Annotated in this window: 15 protein-coding genes; 7 read left to right on the forward strand and 8 right to left on the reverse strand. The window is 69.2% G+C overall.

The window, feature by feature from the left end:
• Nucleotides 1-187 precede the first annotated feature (187 nt).
• Complete coding sequence (locus tag ACFLIT_RS08970) at nucleotides 188-1825, forward strand: hypothetical protein (RefSeq protein WP_479910879.1); 1638 nt, start codon at nucleotides 188-190, stop codon at nucleotides 1823-1825.
• 65 nt (nucleotides 1826-1890) lie between these two features.
• Nucleotides 1891-2604: a class I SAM-dependent methyltransferase gene (locus ACFLIT_RS08975; RefSeq protein ID WP_479910880.1), complete on the forward strand. Its 714-nt coding sequence runs from the start codon at nucleotides 1891-1893 to the stop codon at nucleotides 2602-2604.
• A 4-nt stretch (nucleotides 2605-2608) separates the two neighbouring features.
• On the opposite strand, the gene ACFLIT_RS08980 is transcribed toward ACFLIT_RS08975, so the two are convergent.
• On the reverse strand, nucleotides 2609-2911 hold the full coding sequence (locus ACFLIT_RS08980; protein ID WP_479910881.1) for a hypothetical protein: 303 nt from the start codon (nucleotides 2909-2911) through the stop codon (nucleotides 2609-2611).
• 179 nt (nucleotides 2912-3090) lie between these two features.
• Between ACFLIT_RS08980 and ACFLIT_RS08985 the strand changes: the two genes are divergently transcribed.
• The gene (locus ACFLIT_RS08985) at nucleotides 3091-3918 is read left to right on the forward strand and encodes an EF-hand domain-containing protein (RefSeq protein WP_479910882.1); all 828 of its coding nucleotides are present in this window, start codon (nucleotides 3091-3093) and stop codon (nucleotides 3916-3918) included.
• Here the strand turns inward: ACFLIT_RS08985 and ACFLIT_RS08990 are convergent.
• Nucleotides 3915-4679: a creatininase family protein gene (locus tag ACFLIT_RS08990; RefSeq protein ID WP_479910883.1), complete on the reverse strand. Its 765-nt coding sequence runs from the start codon at nucleotides 4677-4679 to the stop codon at nucleotides 3915-3917. The two genes, ACFLIT_RS08985 and ACFLIT_RS08990, sit on opposite strands and share 4 nt — an antisense overlap.
• Nucleotides 4680-4745: 66 nt before the next feature.
• Between ACFLIT_RS08990 and acs the strand changes: the two genes are divergently transcribed.
• Nucleotides 4746-6686 carry an acetate--CoA ligase gene (gene acs / locus ACFLIT_RS08995; RefSeq protein ID WP_479910884.1) on the forward strand — a complete coding sequence of 647 codons (1941 nt, stop codon included), beginning with the start codon at nucleotides 4746-4748 and terminating at the stop codon, nucleotides 6684-6686.
• Nucleotides 6687-6828: 142 nt separating this feature from the next.
• Here the strand turns inward: acs and ACFLIT_RS09000 are convergent, their stop codons facing one another.
• The gene (locus tag ACFLIT_RS09000; RefSeq protein ID WP_479910885.1) at nucleotides 6829-7161 is read right to left on the reverse strand and encodes a hypothetical protein; all 333 of its coding nucleotides are present in this window, start codon (nucleotides 7159-7161) and stop codon (nucleotides 6829-6831) included.
• A gap of 236 nt (nucleotides 7162-7397) precedes the next feature.
• On the opposite strand from ACFLIT_RS09000, the gene ACFLIT_RS09005 reads away from it, so the two are divergent.
• Entirely contained in the window at nucleotides 7398-7724 is a 327-nt protein-coding gene (locus ACFLIT_RS09005) for a DUF2200 domain-containing protein (RefSeq protein ID WP_479911157.1), read from the forward strand.
• 3 nt (nucleotides 7725-7727) lie between these two features.
• On the opposite strand, the gene ACFLIT_RS09010 is transcribed toward ACFLIT_RS09005, so the two are convergent.
• Nucleotides 7728-8375 carry a glutathione S-transferase family protein gene (locus ACFLIT_RS09010; RefSeq protein WP_479910886.1) on the reverse strand — a complete coding sequence of 216 codons (648 nt, stop codon included), beginning with the start codon at nucleotides 8373-8375 and terminating at the stop codon, nucleotides 7728-7730.
• A gap of 179 nt (nucleotides 8376-8554) precedes the next feature.
• Here ACFLIT_RS09010 and ACFLIT_RS09015 point away from each other — a divergent pair, with 179 nt between their 5' ends.
• Together ACFLIT_RS09015 and ACFLIT_RS09020 are read left to right on the forward strand one after the other, a co-directional pair.
• Nucleotides 8555-11389, forward strand: a complete 2835-nt coding sequence (locus ACFLIT_RS09015) for a M16 family metallopeptidase (RefSeq protein ID WP_479910887.1) — start codon at nucleotides 8555-8557, stop codon at nucleotides 11387-11389.
• Between the two features lie 38 nt (nucleotides 11390-11427).
• Entirely contained in the window at nucleotides 11428-12660 is a 1233-nt protein-coding gene (locus tag ACFLIT_RS09020; protein WP_479910888.1) for a flavin monoamine oxidase family protein, read from the forward strand.
• Here ACFLIT_RS09020 and ACFLIT_RS09025 read toward each other — a convergent pair.
• From ACFLIT_RS09025 to ACFLIT_RS09040, 4 genes are all read right to left on the reverse strand, one after another.
• Nucleotides 12657-13052, reverse strand: coding sequence for a hypothetical protein (locus ACFLIT_RS09025; RefSeq protein WP_479910889.1), 396 nt, complete (start codon nucleotides 13050-13052; stop codon nucleotides 12657-12659). The genes ACFLIT_RS09020 and ACFLIT_RS09025 overlap by 4 nt on opposite strands.
• A 65-nt stretch (nucleotides 13053-13117) precedes the next feature.
• A complete protein-coding gene (locus ACFLIT_RS09030; RefSeq protein WP_479910890.1) occupies nucleotides 13118-13507 on the reverse strand; it encodes a DUF6491 family protein in 390 nt (129 codons plus the stop codon).
• Nucleotides 13508-13592: 85 nt separating this feature from the next.
• Nucleotides 13593-13754: a hypothetical protein gene (locus ACFLIT_RS09035; RefSeq protein WP_479910891.1), complete on the reverse strand. Its 162-nt coding sequence runs from the start codon at nucleotides 13752-13754 to the stop codon at nucleotides 13593-13595.
• Nucleotides 13755-14232: 478 nt separating this feature from the next.
• Nucleotides 14233-14448 (reverse strand): cold-shock protein, encoded by a 216-nt coding sequence (locus tag ACFLIT_RS09040; protein WP_479911158.1) that lies wholly within the window; start codon nucleotides 14446-14448, stop codon nucleotides 14233-14235.
• Between the last annotated feature and the right edge of the window lie 44 nt (nucleotides 14449-14492).

The raw sequence follows: 14492 nt of genomic DNA on the forward strand, positions 1-14492 counted from the left end.
AACGCCCACCTTGGAGGTCGGTTCGCGGAGCTCGGCCGCAAAGTTTGAGATCGCGCCGCGGAAAGCGCGGTGAAGCTACACGGTCGCGGGCGGCTGTCGGTCGGGTGGGTGACATCGCGCCGCTTGACGCTGTTCTCCCCCTGCCGCCTACTCGCCACAAAGGGGGAAACACCCTTGGGAGGCGTCGATGAAGTTGCGCGTGATCGGGCTGGTCGCCGTCGCGACCGCCCTGCTTTCGACCCTCGGCCTTGGCGGCGTCGCCTCGGCGCAATCGCCTGAAGCGGCGGCGGTGGCGCGGGGCGCGGCCCTGTTCAACAAACTCGGCTGCGAGGCTTGCCACGGCGCGCCGGGCGCGGGCGGCACGCCGCGAGCCAAGGACCTGACCACCTCGCCGCTGCCGCGCATCGCCGAGGCGGAAGTCACCCTCTCCGACTTCATGCGGAAGAAGCATCCCTATGTGAACGACCGCAGCGATCGCAGCTCGACCCTGACCATCCCCATCTCGCCGGTTTCGGTGGAGCAGGCCGCCGATCTGCTGGCCGCCGTCCGCGGGTCCTACAGCAAGGTCCGCCTTGAGAAGGGCCGGGCCGAGGCTCCCGCGCTCATCGCCGCCTCAGGCGCTCCATGCACCCTGACCGACGCCCTCTACAATCCGATAAGCGAGGACAAGAAGGCGCAGATCACCGTCGACGCCTATGAGCTCGCCTGCGCCGGCGCCCTCGGCCGGGTGGTCATCAAGACGGTCGAGGCCGGCCAGGCCGGCTATGAGCTGCAGGACTGCATCGCCGCCTCGACGCCCCGCGCCGACGGATCCCGCAACCCCCTCGGCTGCATGCTGCCGCCCAACCGCGACGCGGTCGCGCAGCTCGCGCCCTACCTCGCCAATTCCGGCGTGACCTGCGACCTGAAGCAGGCCCGTGCGCTCGGCTCCACTGCCGACGCCACCTATATCGAGGTCGCCTGCGCCGGCGACCGCGGCTATGTGCTCGGCCTGCCCAAGATGCTCGATCCGGCCAAGGACGTCACCGCCCGCAACTGCCTGGCCTTCGAGCCCGGCTCATCGACCGACTGCAAACTGATCTCCCGCGAGGCCATGCTGGCCGCCGCCGTCGATCCGCTGGCCGCCGCCGCCGACAAGGCCTGCGAGGTCAAGGGACGCCGCTACGTCGCCGCTAGCCAGGGCGACACCTACTACGAAATCGCCTGCGCCTCGGGCGTCGGGTTCATGGTCGCGGCCGACTTCCGGGGCGGCCTCAAGACCAAGGTCGCCTGCGCCAACGCCGAGGGCATCGCCGGCGGCTGCACCCTGACCGACAGCCGCGGCGCCCAGACCGCCGACAACGCCCGCTACACGGCCCTGGCCAAGGCCGCGGGCTACGATTGCGCCGTCTCCGGCTATCGCGGTCTCGCCTCGACGGACCAGGACGAGACGGTGGAGATCGCCTGCTCCAACCGGGCCGACGGCGCCGTCGCCCTGTTCCCCAAGGCCGGCGCGGGCCGCGTCTTCAACTGCGCGGCGGCCGAGACCACCGGCTATCGGTGCGGCCTCAGCGCGGTGGAGGCGACCTACACCCGGCTCACCGCCGTGCTGAAGAAGGCCTATCCGACCACCACCTGCCAGGTTTCGGCGAGCCGCTTCATCGGGGTGACGCCGGACGCCGGTTTCGTCGAGGTCGCCTGCGCCGACAAGGCGCCGGGCTATGTGGTGCAGTACGCCAAAGCCACCGCCCAGCCGACCCAGGTCCTCTACTGCAGCCGCATGCGGTCCGAGGCCGGCGGCGCCGCCTGCAGCCTGCCGACCAACCTGCTGAAACAGGCCTCCTAGACCGCGTCCGTCCTTCCTTAACGCCTGCCGCGCTATGGCTCCCGCTCCAGAATGGAGACGACCGGATGGCGGAAGCCCTCAAGGCGATGGCGAGCATGAACGGGCGGTTCGCCCCGCATTTCGCCCGCACCATGACCCAGCCGCGCGATGCGACCATGATGGCCGCCTTCGCCGCGCACGTTCAGGCCAAGGGTTTCGAGTTCAGCGAGGACTGGACCGACAAGAACATCCCGTTCGCCGCCCCGATTTTCCGCGGCTTCGCCGATGGCCGCGACCAGATCCGCTATATGGAGATCGGCGCCTACGAGGGCCGCAACCTCGCCTTCATGGACTGGCTGCTGCCGGGCCGCCTCGACGTCACCGTCATCGATCCGTGGTTCGACGAAGCCCTGAACCCGGAAGAGAAGTACCACGCCGTCGAGCCGCGCTTCCAACGCAACATCCAGAAGCTGGCCTTCCGCAGCCTCGACATCCACAAGGGCTTCTCGACCTACGAGCTGCCCAAGATGCTGGAGCGCGGCGAGCGCTTCGACCTGATCTTCATCGATGGCAGCCACACCGCCCTGGCGGTGATGATCGATCTGGCGTTCTGCGCCGCCCTGCTCAACATCGGCGGGGTGATGGTGATGGACGACTACTGGCACCGGGAGTCGGAGATCGGCGGCCCGGGCGTGAAGCAGGCGGTCGACCGCTTCCACGGCGCCTTCCGCCGCTACTTCGAGGTCGAGGCCGTCTACCGTCAGGTCGCCCTGCGCAAGATCGCCGAGATTCCGCGGTAGGCCTCTACGGCGTCACATAAAATCCCGCGCCCGGCGTCGGCCCGCCCGACGCCACCTCCAGGCCCGACTGGGACGAGCCGCAGGGGCAGCGCACCTGATCGGCCAGGTCCTCCAGCGGGCGGTCGTGCCAGCGGCGGGCCAGCCAGTAGCCGGGGTCGATCGGCCCGTGCCGGCCGCAGCCGCAGCGCGCGCGCAGGTGACGGTCCTCCGCCACCGCCTGGCGCAGGGTCAGGCCGAAGCCGGCCAGGGCCCAGCCGTCTTCGGCGAGTTGGGAGGGCGAAAAGGTCTCGGAGGAAACAGGGCGCACGTTAGACATCCCCAACCAGAACAAAATAGGAACCACAGAGTCGAGCCCTATTCGCGCCGGATTCGGTCGTCTGGGCCAGAAAGCTGTGAGCGGGTGCGACGCCGCGCCTGTGGACGACCGGACATCCTGGCGCGGACCTTGCGAGCCTTTCGGCCGACGAAGGCTTCGAGAGGAACGTCATGGTCGCGATCACCGCCGGCGGCACGCTGACCCAGCAACTCTACATGCGGCTGTTCGATCGCCTGAACACCGACGGCGACGACGCCCTCAGCGTCTCCGAGATCGGGGCGGCGACGCCCGGCCAGGCTGACTCCGCCAGGATTTTCAACGCCTTGGACGCCGACCGCGACGGCCAGGTGATCCGCTCGGAAATGACGCCCTCCAGCACCTTCGGCGCCGACACCCTGGGCTCGCTGCTCGCCGCGCAGTCCGAGAACGCCGGCGCCGACCCGGCAAGCTCGGGCGCGGCAGCGGTTGCCGACCTGTTCGCCCGTGCCGACCTCGACGGCGACGGCGCTCTGAACGCCGAGGAGATGAAGGCCGAGCAGGATCTGCGCCGGGCGGCCAATCTCGACGCCGGCTACGCCGCCGGGCCGATCTTCATGTCGCGCGACAAGAACGACGACGGCTTGCTGACCGCCGATGAAGTGACCGCCGCCCAGTCGCTTCGCAGCCTGGCTCTCCCCGACAGCGCCATCCGCTTCTTCGACGAACTGCCCGAGGATCAGCAGAAGCAGTTCCAGGCCATGCGCGAGATGCAGGGCCTGCCGCCCATGCCTCGGCTGACGGCGGAAGAAAAGGCGGCGAAGCGGGCGCAATGGGCGGCCGACCGCGCCGAACGTGAATCCGGCCCGGCCGGAACCATGACCTTCCTCAGCCGCGAGATCGACGACCTGCGCGCCAAGGCCGGCGAGGCCTACGCGAAACAGGACCTCTCGGGCAGCCTGAGCCAGCGCCTGCTGCAGCAGATTCTGGGTGAGGCCTGGAAGACCGAGGCGACGGCCTAAGCCTTCGAATAAGGCTCCGGCGAGCGCTCGGCGCCGAACGCCGCGACGTCGGCGATCAACGCCCGGGCCGAGGCCGCCACCAACTCGCCGCCCTTTTCGGGGGTGGCCAGCGCCGGGTCCGAACCCATGCGGCCGTCATGATAGCGGGCGCGGAAGTCCACCGCCTCGCGGATCGGGCCGGTGGCGGCGATCTGCGGCGCGTAGTTCGCCGCCTTGATGGCGTCGGGATAGGCCCACTGGGTCACCGCGATCTCGGATGGCGTCGCGTGGCTGCCGTGGCCCACGGGGAACTGGCGGTTGGCCAGGGCGGCGACGCCGTCGAGATCCCACCAGTTCTTCAGCTTGCAGGCGAAGCCGGCCGAGCGGCCGGTGAAGGAGAAGTCGGCGTAGATTTCCGAGAACGCCGCCTCGATGGAGGCCACGTTGCCGCCGTGGCCGTTCAGGAAATAGATTCGCGTGAAGCCGTGCCCGGCCAGCGAGCGCACCCAGTCGCCGATCGCCGCCATGAAGGTCGAGGGTCGCAGCGAGATGGTGCCCGGGAACGCCAGGTGATGCTGCGCCATGCCGATGTTGAAGGTCGGGGCGACGAGGAGGTCGCCGCTCTTCTGCGCCTCATGGGCGATGATCTCGGGGCACATCCAGTCGGTGCCGAGCAGGCCTGTCGGCCCGTGCTGCTCATTCGAGCCGATCGGGATCACCACGGTCCGCGACCTCGCGAGGAAGGCCTCGATCTCCGGCCAGGTCGATTTGGCGAGCAGCATGGAAAGGCCTCCTTGAAGTCAGCGGTCGGCTTAGCATACTCGCGCCAACGACAAGGGAGTGAAGGCGTGAGCGAGCAAGAGGTCTACCCCGTCAGCCCCGAGTGGGCCGCCCGCGCCCACCTCGACGCCGCCGCCTACGACGCCGCGGTCGCGGAGGCCCGCAGCAATCCGGAAGCCTACTGGCGCAAGTTCGCCGCCCGCCTCGACTGGATCAAGCCCTTCACGGTGGTGAAGGACGTCTCCTACGCGAAGGACGACTTCCACATCCGCTGGTTCGTCGACGGGGTGCTGAACCTCTCCGCCAACTGCCTCGACCGGCACCTGGCCGAGCGCGGCGACCAGACCGCCATCATCTTCGAGGGCGACGAGCCGACCGACAGCCGCCGCATCTCCTACCGCGAGGTCCACGAGGAGGTCTGCCGCTTCGCCAATGTGCTGAAGACGCACGGCGTCAAACGCGGCGACCGCGTGACCATCTACCTGCCGATGATCCCGCAGGCGGCCTACGCCATGCTGGCCTGCGCCCGCATCGGGGCCATCCATTCGGTGGTGTTCGGCGGCTTTTCCCCCGACAGCATCGCCGGCCGCATCCAGGACTGCGGCTCGCGCATCGTCATCACCGCCGACGAGGGCGTGCGCGGCGGCAAGCGCATTCCGCTGAAGAGGAACGTCGACGCGGCGCTCCTTCAATGCCCTGAGGTCGACCGCGTGCTGGTCATCAATCGCACCGGCGCCGCCTGGCTCGACCACGACGGCCGCGACATCGCCTACGAGCCCGAGCGCGACGCCGCCTCGCCGGTCTGCGAGCCCGAGCCGATGGGCGCCGAGGATCCGCTGTTCATCCTCTACACCTCCGGCTCCACGGGAAAGCCGAAGGGGGTGATGCACACCACGGCAGGCTATCTCGCCTGGGCCGCCTGGACCCACGAAGCGGTCTTCGACTACCGCCCGGGCGAGGTCTACTGGTGCACCGCCGACGTCGGCTGGGTGACGGGCCACAGCTATGGCGTCTACGGCCCGCTGTGCAACGGCGGAACCACCCTGATGTTCGAGGGCGTGCCCTCCTACCCGGACAGCTCGCGCTTCTGGCAGGTGATCGACAAGCACAAGGTCGAGATCTTCTATACCGCCCCCACCGCCATCCGCGCGCTCATGCGTGAGGGCGACGAACCGGTGAAGTCCACGTCACGCGCCTCCCTGCGCCTGCTCGGCAGTGTCGGCGAGCCGATCAATCCCGAGGCCTGGCGCTGGTACCACGAAGTGGTCGGCGACGGCCGCTGCCCGGTGGTCGACACCTGGTGGCAGACCGAGACGGGCGGCCTGATGATCTCACCCCTGCCCGGCGCCACCGATCTGAAGCCCGGCTCGGCCACCAAGCCCCTGCCCGGCGTCGAGCCGGTGCTGGTCGATCAGGAAGGCCACATCCTTGAGGGCGCCGTCTCGGGCAACCTGTGCATCGCCGACAGCTGGCCCGGCCAGATGCGCGGCGTCTGGGGCGACCACGACCGCTTCTACAACACCTACTTCTCGGCCTATCCGGGCAAGTACTTCACCGGCGACGGCTGCCGCCGCGACGAGGACGGCTACTACTGGATCACCGGCCGGGTCGACGACGTGATCAACGTCTCCGGCCACCGCCTGGGCACCGCCGAGATCGAGAGCGCCCTGGTGCTGCACCCCGCCGTCGCCGAGGCCGCCGTCGTCGGCTATCCGCACGACATCAAGGGCCAGGGCATCTACGCCTATGTCACCCTCACCGCCGAGGCCGAGGCCACCGACGCCCTGCGCGCCGAGCTGGTGAAGTTCGTCCGCGCGGAGATCGGCCCCTTCGCGGCGCCGGACGTCATCCAATGGGCCCCCGGCCTGCCCAAGACCCGCTCCGGCAAGATCATGCGGAGAATTCTACGCAAGATCGCCGAGAACGAACTCGGCAGCCTGGGCGATACCAGCACCTTGGCCGATCCCTCGGTGGTCGACGATCTAGTGAAGAACCGGCCGGCGACCTGAGGCTTCGGCCTTGCGTGCTTCGACACGCGCCTGACGGCGCTACTCAGCATGACGCAGGTGGGTTGGCGATCGAACTGCTGAGGTCGTCATCCTGAGTAGGCCGCGCCAGCGGCCGTGTCGAAGGACGCCGAGCGCAACCGCTTCACCCCCCCTTGGCGTCCACCGCCACGGTCACCGTCTTGCCGCGCGACAGCGGCTCCCACCCGGCGGCGACGGCCGAGGCGATGGCCCGCGCCACCAGATCGACCGGAATCTGCGACGGCTTGAGCGTCGTCGCCCCGAACTTCGGCTTCGCGGCCGGCGGCGGGAACTCGAGGACCACCTCGCGCTGTCCCTCCTTGTGCAGGGCGCCCAGGGCCATGCCGGTGTAGGCGTTGTCGTCGCTGTTCCAGCCCGGCTGGCGCTGCAGCCACCAGACAAAGGGCTCGCCGTCGACGACGATATCGAACTCGGGGGTTTGCTTGCTGCGCGCCATGCGGGGGAGTTAGCGCGAGGGAGCGTGCTAAGACCACCCCTCTCCCTCCAAGGGAGAGGGGCAAGGGGTGAGGGTGTTCGCAGAGCGCTTCCGGTCAGGCGCAAGAGGCCCCGCCTGTTGAGGCCATTCCGATACGGGTCGCCGACACCCCCATCCCTGCCCTTCCCCCTTCGAGGGGGAAGGGTTCTACTCAGACGCCTTCAGGGAGCCGCCGCGTGACCCACCGTGTCTTCAAGATGAGCGTCGCCAGCGTCTACCCGCACTACATCGCCAAGGCGGAGAAGAAGGGACGCACCAAGGCCGAGGTGCATCAGATCATCCGCTGGCTGACCGGCCTGACCCAGGAAGGCCTGGAGCGCCATCTCGCCGACAAGACCGATTTCGAGACCTTCTTCGCCCAGGCTCCGCGCCTGAACCCGGCTCGCGCCGAGATCAAGGGCGTGGTCTGCGGCATCCGCGTCGAAAACATCGAAGACCCGCTGATGCGCGAGCTGCGCTACCTCGACAAGCTCATCGACGAGCTGGCCAAGGGCAAGGCGATGGAGAAGATCCTCCGGGGATAAGCCTCACCCGCCCGACGCCTCGAACACCGCCTTCTGGTCCGCGAACGCCCGCTGATAGGCCGGGCGCGCCTCGCCTCGGGCGACATAGGCGGCGAGGTTGGGATATTCGTCCAGCAGGCCGGACGAGCGCAGGCGCAGCAGCACCGAGATCATCATCAGGTCGCCGGCCGTGAAGCCGCCGTCCAGCCACGTGGCGTCGCCGAGCCGCTTGGCGAGGTCGGCCAGGCGCACGCGGATGCGGTCCTTCACCAGCGGCAGGCGGGCCTCCTTCCAGGGGGCGTCGCCCTCAGCGAACAGGGCGTCCTGCAGTTCGATGATCGGCTGCTCGACGGTGTTCACCGCCGCGAACATCCAGCTGATGGCCCGCGCCCGGGCCTTGCCGTCGTCCGGCAGCAGTCCCGCGCCGCGTTCGGCCAGGTGCAGCACGATGGCCCCGGTTTCGAACAACACCAGATCGCCGTCCTCGAAGGTCGGAATCTGACCGAAGGGCTGCAGCGCCCGGTGAGGCGCCCGCTTCATCTCGGCGAAGGAAACGAGGCGCACGTCATAGGCCCAGCCCACTTCCTCCAGCGCCCAGCGCACGCGCATGTCGCGCGCCAGGCCCCGGCCACGGTCGGGCGAACGTTCGAAGGCGGTGATCACGGGGCTCATGGCGGTCGTCTCCTGCAAGGTTCCACACCAAGGACGAACGATCCTCTTCAGGTTCGACACCCGGCGGCGCCTTTTCTCGCCACGCCATCGCCGACGCCGGCGCCTCGGATGACAGGACCGTAATCTTTCCCCCAAGCGAGGCGGTGTTAGGGTCGGCTCAAGCTTCGGAGCCTCGCCGCATGAACCTTCGCGCCTTCGGTCTCGCCCTCGTCCTCTCCACCGCCGCCCTTTCCGCCGCGGGGTGCTCGCGAATACCCGCCCTGGGCGCCAAGACCGCGATCGAGGTCCCGCCGATCGAGTTCAAGGAACGGGTGCTGCCGAACGGGCTGAAGGTCTACACCTCGCTCGACCGCACCACCCCCAACGTCTCGGTGCAGGTCTGGTATGACGTCGGCTCCAAGGACGACCCCAACGGCCGCTCCGGCTTCGCGCACCTGTTCGAACACCTGATGTTCAAGGCCACGCGCGACATGCCCAGCGAGACCATGGACCGCCTGACCGAAGACGTCGGCGGCTTCAACAACGCCTCCACCTGGGACGACTTCACCAACTACTACGAGGTGATCCCGGCCAACCACCTGGAGCAGCTGATCTGGGCCGAGGCCAACCGGATGGGCTCGCTCGTCGTCGACGAGGGGAACTTCAAGTCCGAGCGCGACGTCGTGAAGGAGGAGTACCGCCAGAGCTACCTGGCCAATCCCTACGGCCGCCTCAACCTGGCCATCGCCCAGCAGAGCTACGCCGAACACCCCTACAAGCGCCCCGGCATCGGCAATCTGGAGGAGCTGGACGCCTCGACCATCGACGACGTACGCGCCTTCCACCAAGCCTACTACCGGCCCGACAACGCCGCCCTGATCGTGGTCGGCAACTTCGACGAGGCCCAGCTCGACAAATGGGTCGACCAGTATTTCGGCCCGCTGCGGAAGCCCGCCGACCCGATCAAGCGCGTCACCGTGGTCGAGCCCGCCCGCACCACCTCCAAGACCGTCACCGCCTACGGCCCCAACGTGCCCCTGCCGGCCGTGGCCATCACCTGGCTCGGCCCGAAAGCCTCGGACAAGGACGCCGCCGCTGTGAAGGTGCTCGACGCCATCCTCTCGGGCGGCAAGTCCTCGCGCCTCTATCAGAGCCTCGTCTACACCCAGCAGATCGCCGCCGAGGCCAGTTCCAGCGCCGACCTGCCCGCCCAGCCGGGTCTGGTGCAGGTGATGGCCGTGATGTCGGAGGGCAAGACCGTCGACCAGGGCGAGGCCGCCCTGCGCGCCGAGGTCGCCAGGATGCGCGACGCCCCGCCCACCGAGGCCGAGCTGACCGAGGCCAAGACCGAGCTGATCGCCGCCGCCGTGCGCGAACGCGAGACGGTCGACAACAAGGCCTTCGCCCTTGGCTACGCCCTGCTCACCGAGGGCGACGCGGCTCGCGCCAACAGCGCCATCGCCGAGTTGCAGGCGGTCACCGCCGCCGACGTCCAGGCCGCCGCCAAGAAATACATGCCGGACGAGCTGCGCACCGTGATCCGCTACCTGCCGGAAAGCGAGCGCAAGCCGGGGGTCGCCGAGGCCATCGCGCCGCCGTCGCCCAAGGTCGCCTCGGCCCGATTCACCGGCGAGGTGTTCACCCTGGCCCCCGAAGGCCAGCGCCAGCAGCGGCCGCCCGTCGGCAAACCGGTCAATCCCGTGCTGCCGACGCCTTCGGAGCGCGTCCTCGCCAACGGCCTGCGCGTCATCGTCGCCAAGTCCACCGAGTTGCCGCTGGTCACCGCCGACCTCACCATCAAGAGCGGCGCGGCCTTCGATCCGCCGGGCCTCGCCGGCGCGGTCAGCATGACCGCCGACCTGCTGACGGAAGGCACCACCACCCGCACCGCCACCCAGATCGCCACCGAGATCGAGCAGCTGGGCGCCGAGTTGAACGCGGGGGCCGGCCTGGAGTCGTCGTCGGTCACCCTCGGGGTGATGCCGCAGAACCTCGAGCGCGGCATGGCCATCATGGCCGACGTGGTCCTGAACCCGAAGTTCGACCCGGCCGAGGTCGACCGTGTCCGCACCCAGACCCTCGACGGGCTGCAGGTGGCCTATGGCCAGCCGCGCGCCCTGGCCGGCTTCGTCTCGGCGCCGGTGCTCTACGCCGGCACCGCCTTCGGCCACGTCGCCGCCGGCACGCCCGGCAGCCTGGCCAAGATCGACCGCGACACGCTGGCCACCCTGCACAAGGCGGCCTACCGGCCCGACAACGCCATCCTGGTGCTGACCGGCGACATCACGCCCGAGCAAGGCTTCGCCATGGCCGAGAAGGCGTTCGGCGGCTGGGCCAGGCCGGAGGGCGCGGCGCCGCCCACCCCGATCATCCGCCCGCAAACCCGGCCGCGGAACATCGTGGTCAATCTGCCGGGCGCGGGCCAGGCGATGGTCAGCGTGGTCAAGACCACCATTCCGCGCGCCGACCCCGACTACTTCAAGGCCATCCTGACCAACTCGATCCTCGGCGGCGGCTACAGCTCGCGCCTGAACCAGGAAATCCGCCTCAAGCGCGGCCTTTCCTATGGCGCCAATTCCGGCCTGACGCCGCGCCTGTCGATCGGCGGCTTCACGGCCCAGGCCCAGACCAAGAACGAGTCCGCCGGCCAGGTGGTCGGCCTGGTCAAGGCCGAGATCGCCGGCCTCGCCGCCCGCCCGCCGGAGGCCGACGAGCTGGCCAGCCGCAAGTCGGTGCTGGTCGGCGGCTACGGCCGCACCCTGGGCACGACGGGCGGCCTCGCCGACACCCTCGGCGACCTCGCCTTCTACGGCCTGCCGCTCGGCGACATCAGCGCCTACACCGGCCGGGTCGAGGCGGTGACCGCCGCCGACGTCCAGGCGTTCGCCGGCCGCTCACTGAACCCGGCCGAGGCCAGCGTCATCGTCGTCGGCGACGCCAAGGTCATGGGCTCGGGCGTCAAGACCGCCCTCCCCGGCGCCGAAACCATCGACGTCGGCGACCTCGACCTGGACAAGCCGAACCTCCGCAAATGATCCCTCGCCCTTGATGGGGAAGGGGTTCAAATAACGCCATGAACCGCGTCGACATCGCCATCGTTGGAGCCGGCGCGGCCGGCCTGGGCGCGGCGGCGCGGCTGGCGGCGACGCCGGCCGATTTCGTGGTGATCGAGGCCAGGCCCCGGCTCGGCGGGCGGGCGCACACCGTCCTGGCGCGGCCGGACCTGCCGATCGACCTCGGCTGCGGCTGGCTGCATTCGGCGGACCAGAACCCGCTGGTCGGCCTCATCGAGCAGCGCGGCTTCACCATCGACCGCGCCCGACCCGCCTGGGAGCGGCAATCGGGCGACCAGGATTTCCCGCCGGAGGACCAGGCGGCGTTCCGCGCCGCCTTCGCCGCCTTCGAGGAGACCATCGACAAGGCCGCCCACGAGGGGCCCGACCGCCCCGCCGCCGACTTCCTGCAGCCGGGCGGGCGCTGGAACGCCCTGATCGACGCCATCAGCAGCTTCTACAGCGGCGTCGAACTCGATGGCGTTTCGATCCGCGACTACGCAGCCTATGTCGACACCAACGTCAACTGGCGGGTGCGCGAGGGTTACGGCGCGGGGATCGTTTCCCTGGCTCCCGATCCCGAGCGGGTGACGCTGGACTGCCCGGTCAACCTGATCCGCCACGATGGCCCCGAGGTCGTGTTGGAGACCGCGCGTGGAGCCCTGCACGCCGCCGCCGTCATCGTGGCGGTCCCCACCCCGATCCTGTCGCGGGGCCGTCTGTCGTTCTCGCCGGGCCTGCCCGACAAGGGGGCCGCCGCCGCCGGCCTGCCGCTGGGCTTGGCCAACAAGGTCACCTTCCTCCTGGAGGGCTATGACGAACTGCCGGACGAGGGCCACCTGTTCGGCGCGGTGCGGGCCGTCGACGCGCCGAGCTTTCACCTGCGCCCCTTCGGCCGCCCGATGATCGAGGCCTTCATCGGCGGTCGCGCCGCCGACGCCCTGGAGGTGGAAGGCCCGGGCGCGGCCCACGCCGCCTGCGTCGAGCGCCTGGTCGACCTGATCGGCTCGAACATCCGCCGGGCGCTGACTCCGCTGCACGAAACGCGCTGGCGCAGCGACCCGTGGGCGTTGGGCGCCTATTCCCACGCCCTGCCCGGCCACGCGGACGACCGCGCGGTGCTGGCCGCGCCGGTGGACAACCGCCTGTTCTTCGCCGGCGAGGCCTGCTCGCCGGCGTTCTATTCGACCGCCCACGGCGCCTGGCTGACCGGAGTCGCCGCCGCCGAACAGGCGCTGGCCGGCCTGCGCTAGGCGGCCTTGCGGCCGGTCGCCTTGAATACGATCACCGCGAACAGCACCATCGAGACGGCCACCAGCAGGCTGGCCAGCATGATCGCCTTCTCGGCGTTCATCAGCATGGTCTTCGGCCCCGCCAGCACCACGCCCAGCGACGGCACGAAGATCAGCACCCCCGCCAGGGCCAGCCAGAAGTGCACCTTCGGCAGCTTGCCCTCGGCGGCGGTCGGCACGACGCGGTAGAACAGGCCATAGAGCGACATCGACACCCAACCCAGCAGGTTGAGGTGCGCGTGGGCGCTGGCGGCGGCGAAGTTCTGCTGCGCCCCCATGACGATGCCCCAGGTCATGCCGCAGAGGGCGGCGATGACCGCGAGGCGCAGAAAGCGATTGGACAGCGAATGCATGGATAGGCCCTCCCCAGGGAAGGGCGCAGCTTCACCGACCGGCGTTCGCCGTCAAGTCGTATCGATCAGGGCCGCACGGCGCGGGGCAGGGCTTTGGACTGGGCGGGGGTCAGGCGCGTGATCCGGCTCACCTGGCAGTAGGTGGTCGAAAGGCCAGGCCGCACCACACGGATGTTCACGTCGATCGGCCGGCAGATATAGGCGCGGTCGGTGAACTGAAGCAGGGTGGCGCCCAGGGCGTTCAGCTCCGCGCAGGGCTGCACGAAGTCCAGCCGGTAGGTGCGATTGATGCCGGTGTCGACATACATGCTCTGGCCGTCCGGCGTCGCCTTCCAGCCCCGCCAGTCGGAGGCGCGGAAACACTGCTGGGCGGAGCGAGGGGTCTGGGCCGACGCCTCGCCGGTCGAGAGAATCGCCGCCGCGGTCACGCCAAGGGCGATCAAAGCCGTCTTCATCGCGCATCCTCCTGCGGCCGATCGCGAGTCGTCGGCCGTCTCGCCCAACGGCCACCACGGCGGCCTCGCGTCAAGCGGGGGCGAGTCAGATGACCAGGAAAGCCGCGATGAAGACCGCCGCGAACACCGCCGCCCCGATCGCCAGGGTGATCGAAAACGACGCCGTGCGCCGGTGCGACTCCAGTTCGTTCCGCAGCGACACATACTGCGGTTCGACAGTCCCGTAGCTGTCAGACATTCGTACCATGATGGATCGCTCCGTCTCCTCGACGAGCTCACCTGCATGGATAGCGCCAAGAACGCCCGCATAGCGTGGGGTGAGGCGTTCCGTCGCGCCTCGGACAGATATCAATTCCACCTAGGGTTTTACGGGAACGCTTCGCGCTCTCGCAGGTTAAGTTAATTAGAATAAACCCAAGGAGGAAACCTTGGCCTCTCGCGCCCCAACTGATGTTCACACAGAAGGCATTTCGCAGACGCAGTATCCGCTTCGTCTCCGCGTGGCGCCGCATTCGCGACCCCGCTGGGATATCGTCGCTGTACTGATCGGCTGCGCAGTGTTCCATATCGCCTGGATCGGCACGGCCCTCGCCCTGTTCGCCTGAGGCGGCGTGGCGAGAACGAGCCTCAAGCGATCGACGATCGCCTGCCGTCGGACTCCCCCCGGACGTCCGACGTTCCTACTGATCTCCCGGCGCCGTACTATTCAGGCGCGCGGCGAAGCTTCAGCCCAGCCTCAGATTGGCGGCCGACAGCTTGCCCGTCCGATCATCGGAAAGCACTTCGAAGCTGACTCTCTGACCGTCCTGAAGGTCGCTCAGGCCGGCGCGTTGCACGGCGGATGCGTGCACGAAGATGTCTGGACCGCCCGCGTCCGGCTGGATGAAGCCGAAACCCTTGCTAACGTTGAACCATTTCACGGCGCCGGCGGCCTCCCCCAGCGACCGCCCACGGGGCCCCGCGTCGCCACGCCCGCTGGACGGCG

The sequence above is a fragment of the Caulobacter sp. HJHS_5 genome, from assembly GCF_056683955.1.

What these genes read in the sequence shown, in the direction of transcription:
- ACFLIT_RS09000 (WP_479910885.1), bottom strand. Translation starts at nt 7,161, where the DNA reads ATGGCGCGCAGCAAGCAAACCCCCGAGTTCGATATCGTCGTCGACGGC.
- ACFLIT_RS09005 (WP_479911157.1), top strand. Translation starts at nt 7,398, where the DNA reads ATGAGCGTCGCCAGCGTCTACCCGCACTACATCGCCAAGGCGGAGAAG.
- ACFLIT_RS08970 (WP_479910879.1), top strand. Translation starts at nt 188, where the DNA reads ATGAAGTTGCGCGTGATCGGGCTGGTCGCCGTCGCGACCGCCCTGCTT.
- ACFLIT_RS09025 (WP_479910889.1), bottom strand. Translation starts at nt 13,052, where the DNA reads ATGCATTCGCTGTCCAATCGCTTTCTGCGCCTCGCGGTCATCGCCGCC.
- ACFLIT_RS09020 (WP_479910888.1), top strand. Translation starts at nt 11,428, where the DNA reads ATGAACCGCGTCGACATCGCCATCGTTGGAGCCGGCGCGGCCGGCCTG.
- ACFLIT_RS08990 (WP_479910883.1), bottom strand. Translation starts at nt 4,679, where the DNA reads ATGCTGCTCGCCAAATCGACCTGGCCGGAGATCGAGGCCTTCCTCGCG.
- ACFLIT_RS09015 (WP_479910887.1), top strand. Translation starts at nt 8,555, where the DNA reads ATGAACCTTCGCGCCTTCGGTCTCGCCCTCGTCCTCTCCACCGCCGCC.
- ACFLIT_RS09010 (WP_479910886.1), bottom strand. Translation starts at nt 8,375, where the DNA reads ATGAGCCCCGTGATCACCGCCTTCGAACGTTCGCCCGACCGTGGCCGG.
- ACFLIT_RS08985 (WP_479910882.1), top strand. Translation starts at nt 3,091, where the DNA reads ATGGTCGCGATCACCGCCGGCGGCACGCTGACCCAGCAACTCTACATG.
- ACFLIT_RS08975 (WP_479910880.1), top strand. Translation starts at nt 1,891, where the DNA reads ATGGCGGAAGCCCTCAAGGCGATGGCGAGCATGAACGGGCGGTTCGCC.
- ACFLIT_RS09035 (WP_479910891.1), bottom strand. Translation starts at nt 13,754, where the DNA reads ATGGTACGAATGTCTGACAGCTACGGGACTGTCGAACCGCAGTATGTG.
- ACFLIT_RS09030 (WP_479910890.1), bottom strand. Translation starts at nt 13,507, where the DNA reads ATGAAGACGGCTTTGATCGCCCTTGGCGTGACCGCGGCGGCGATTCTC.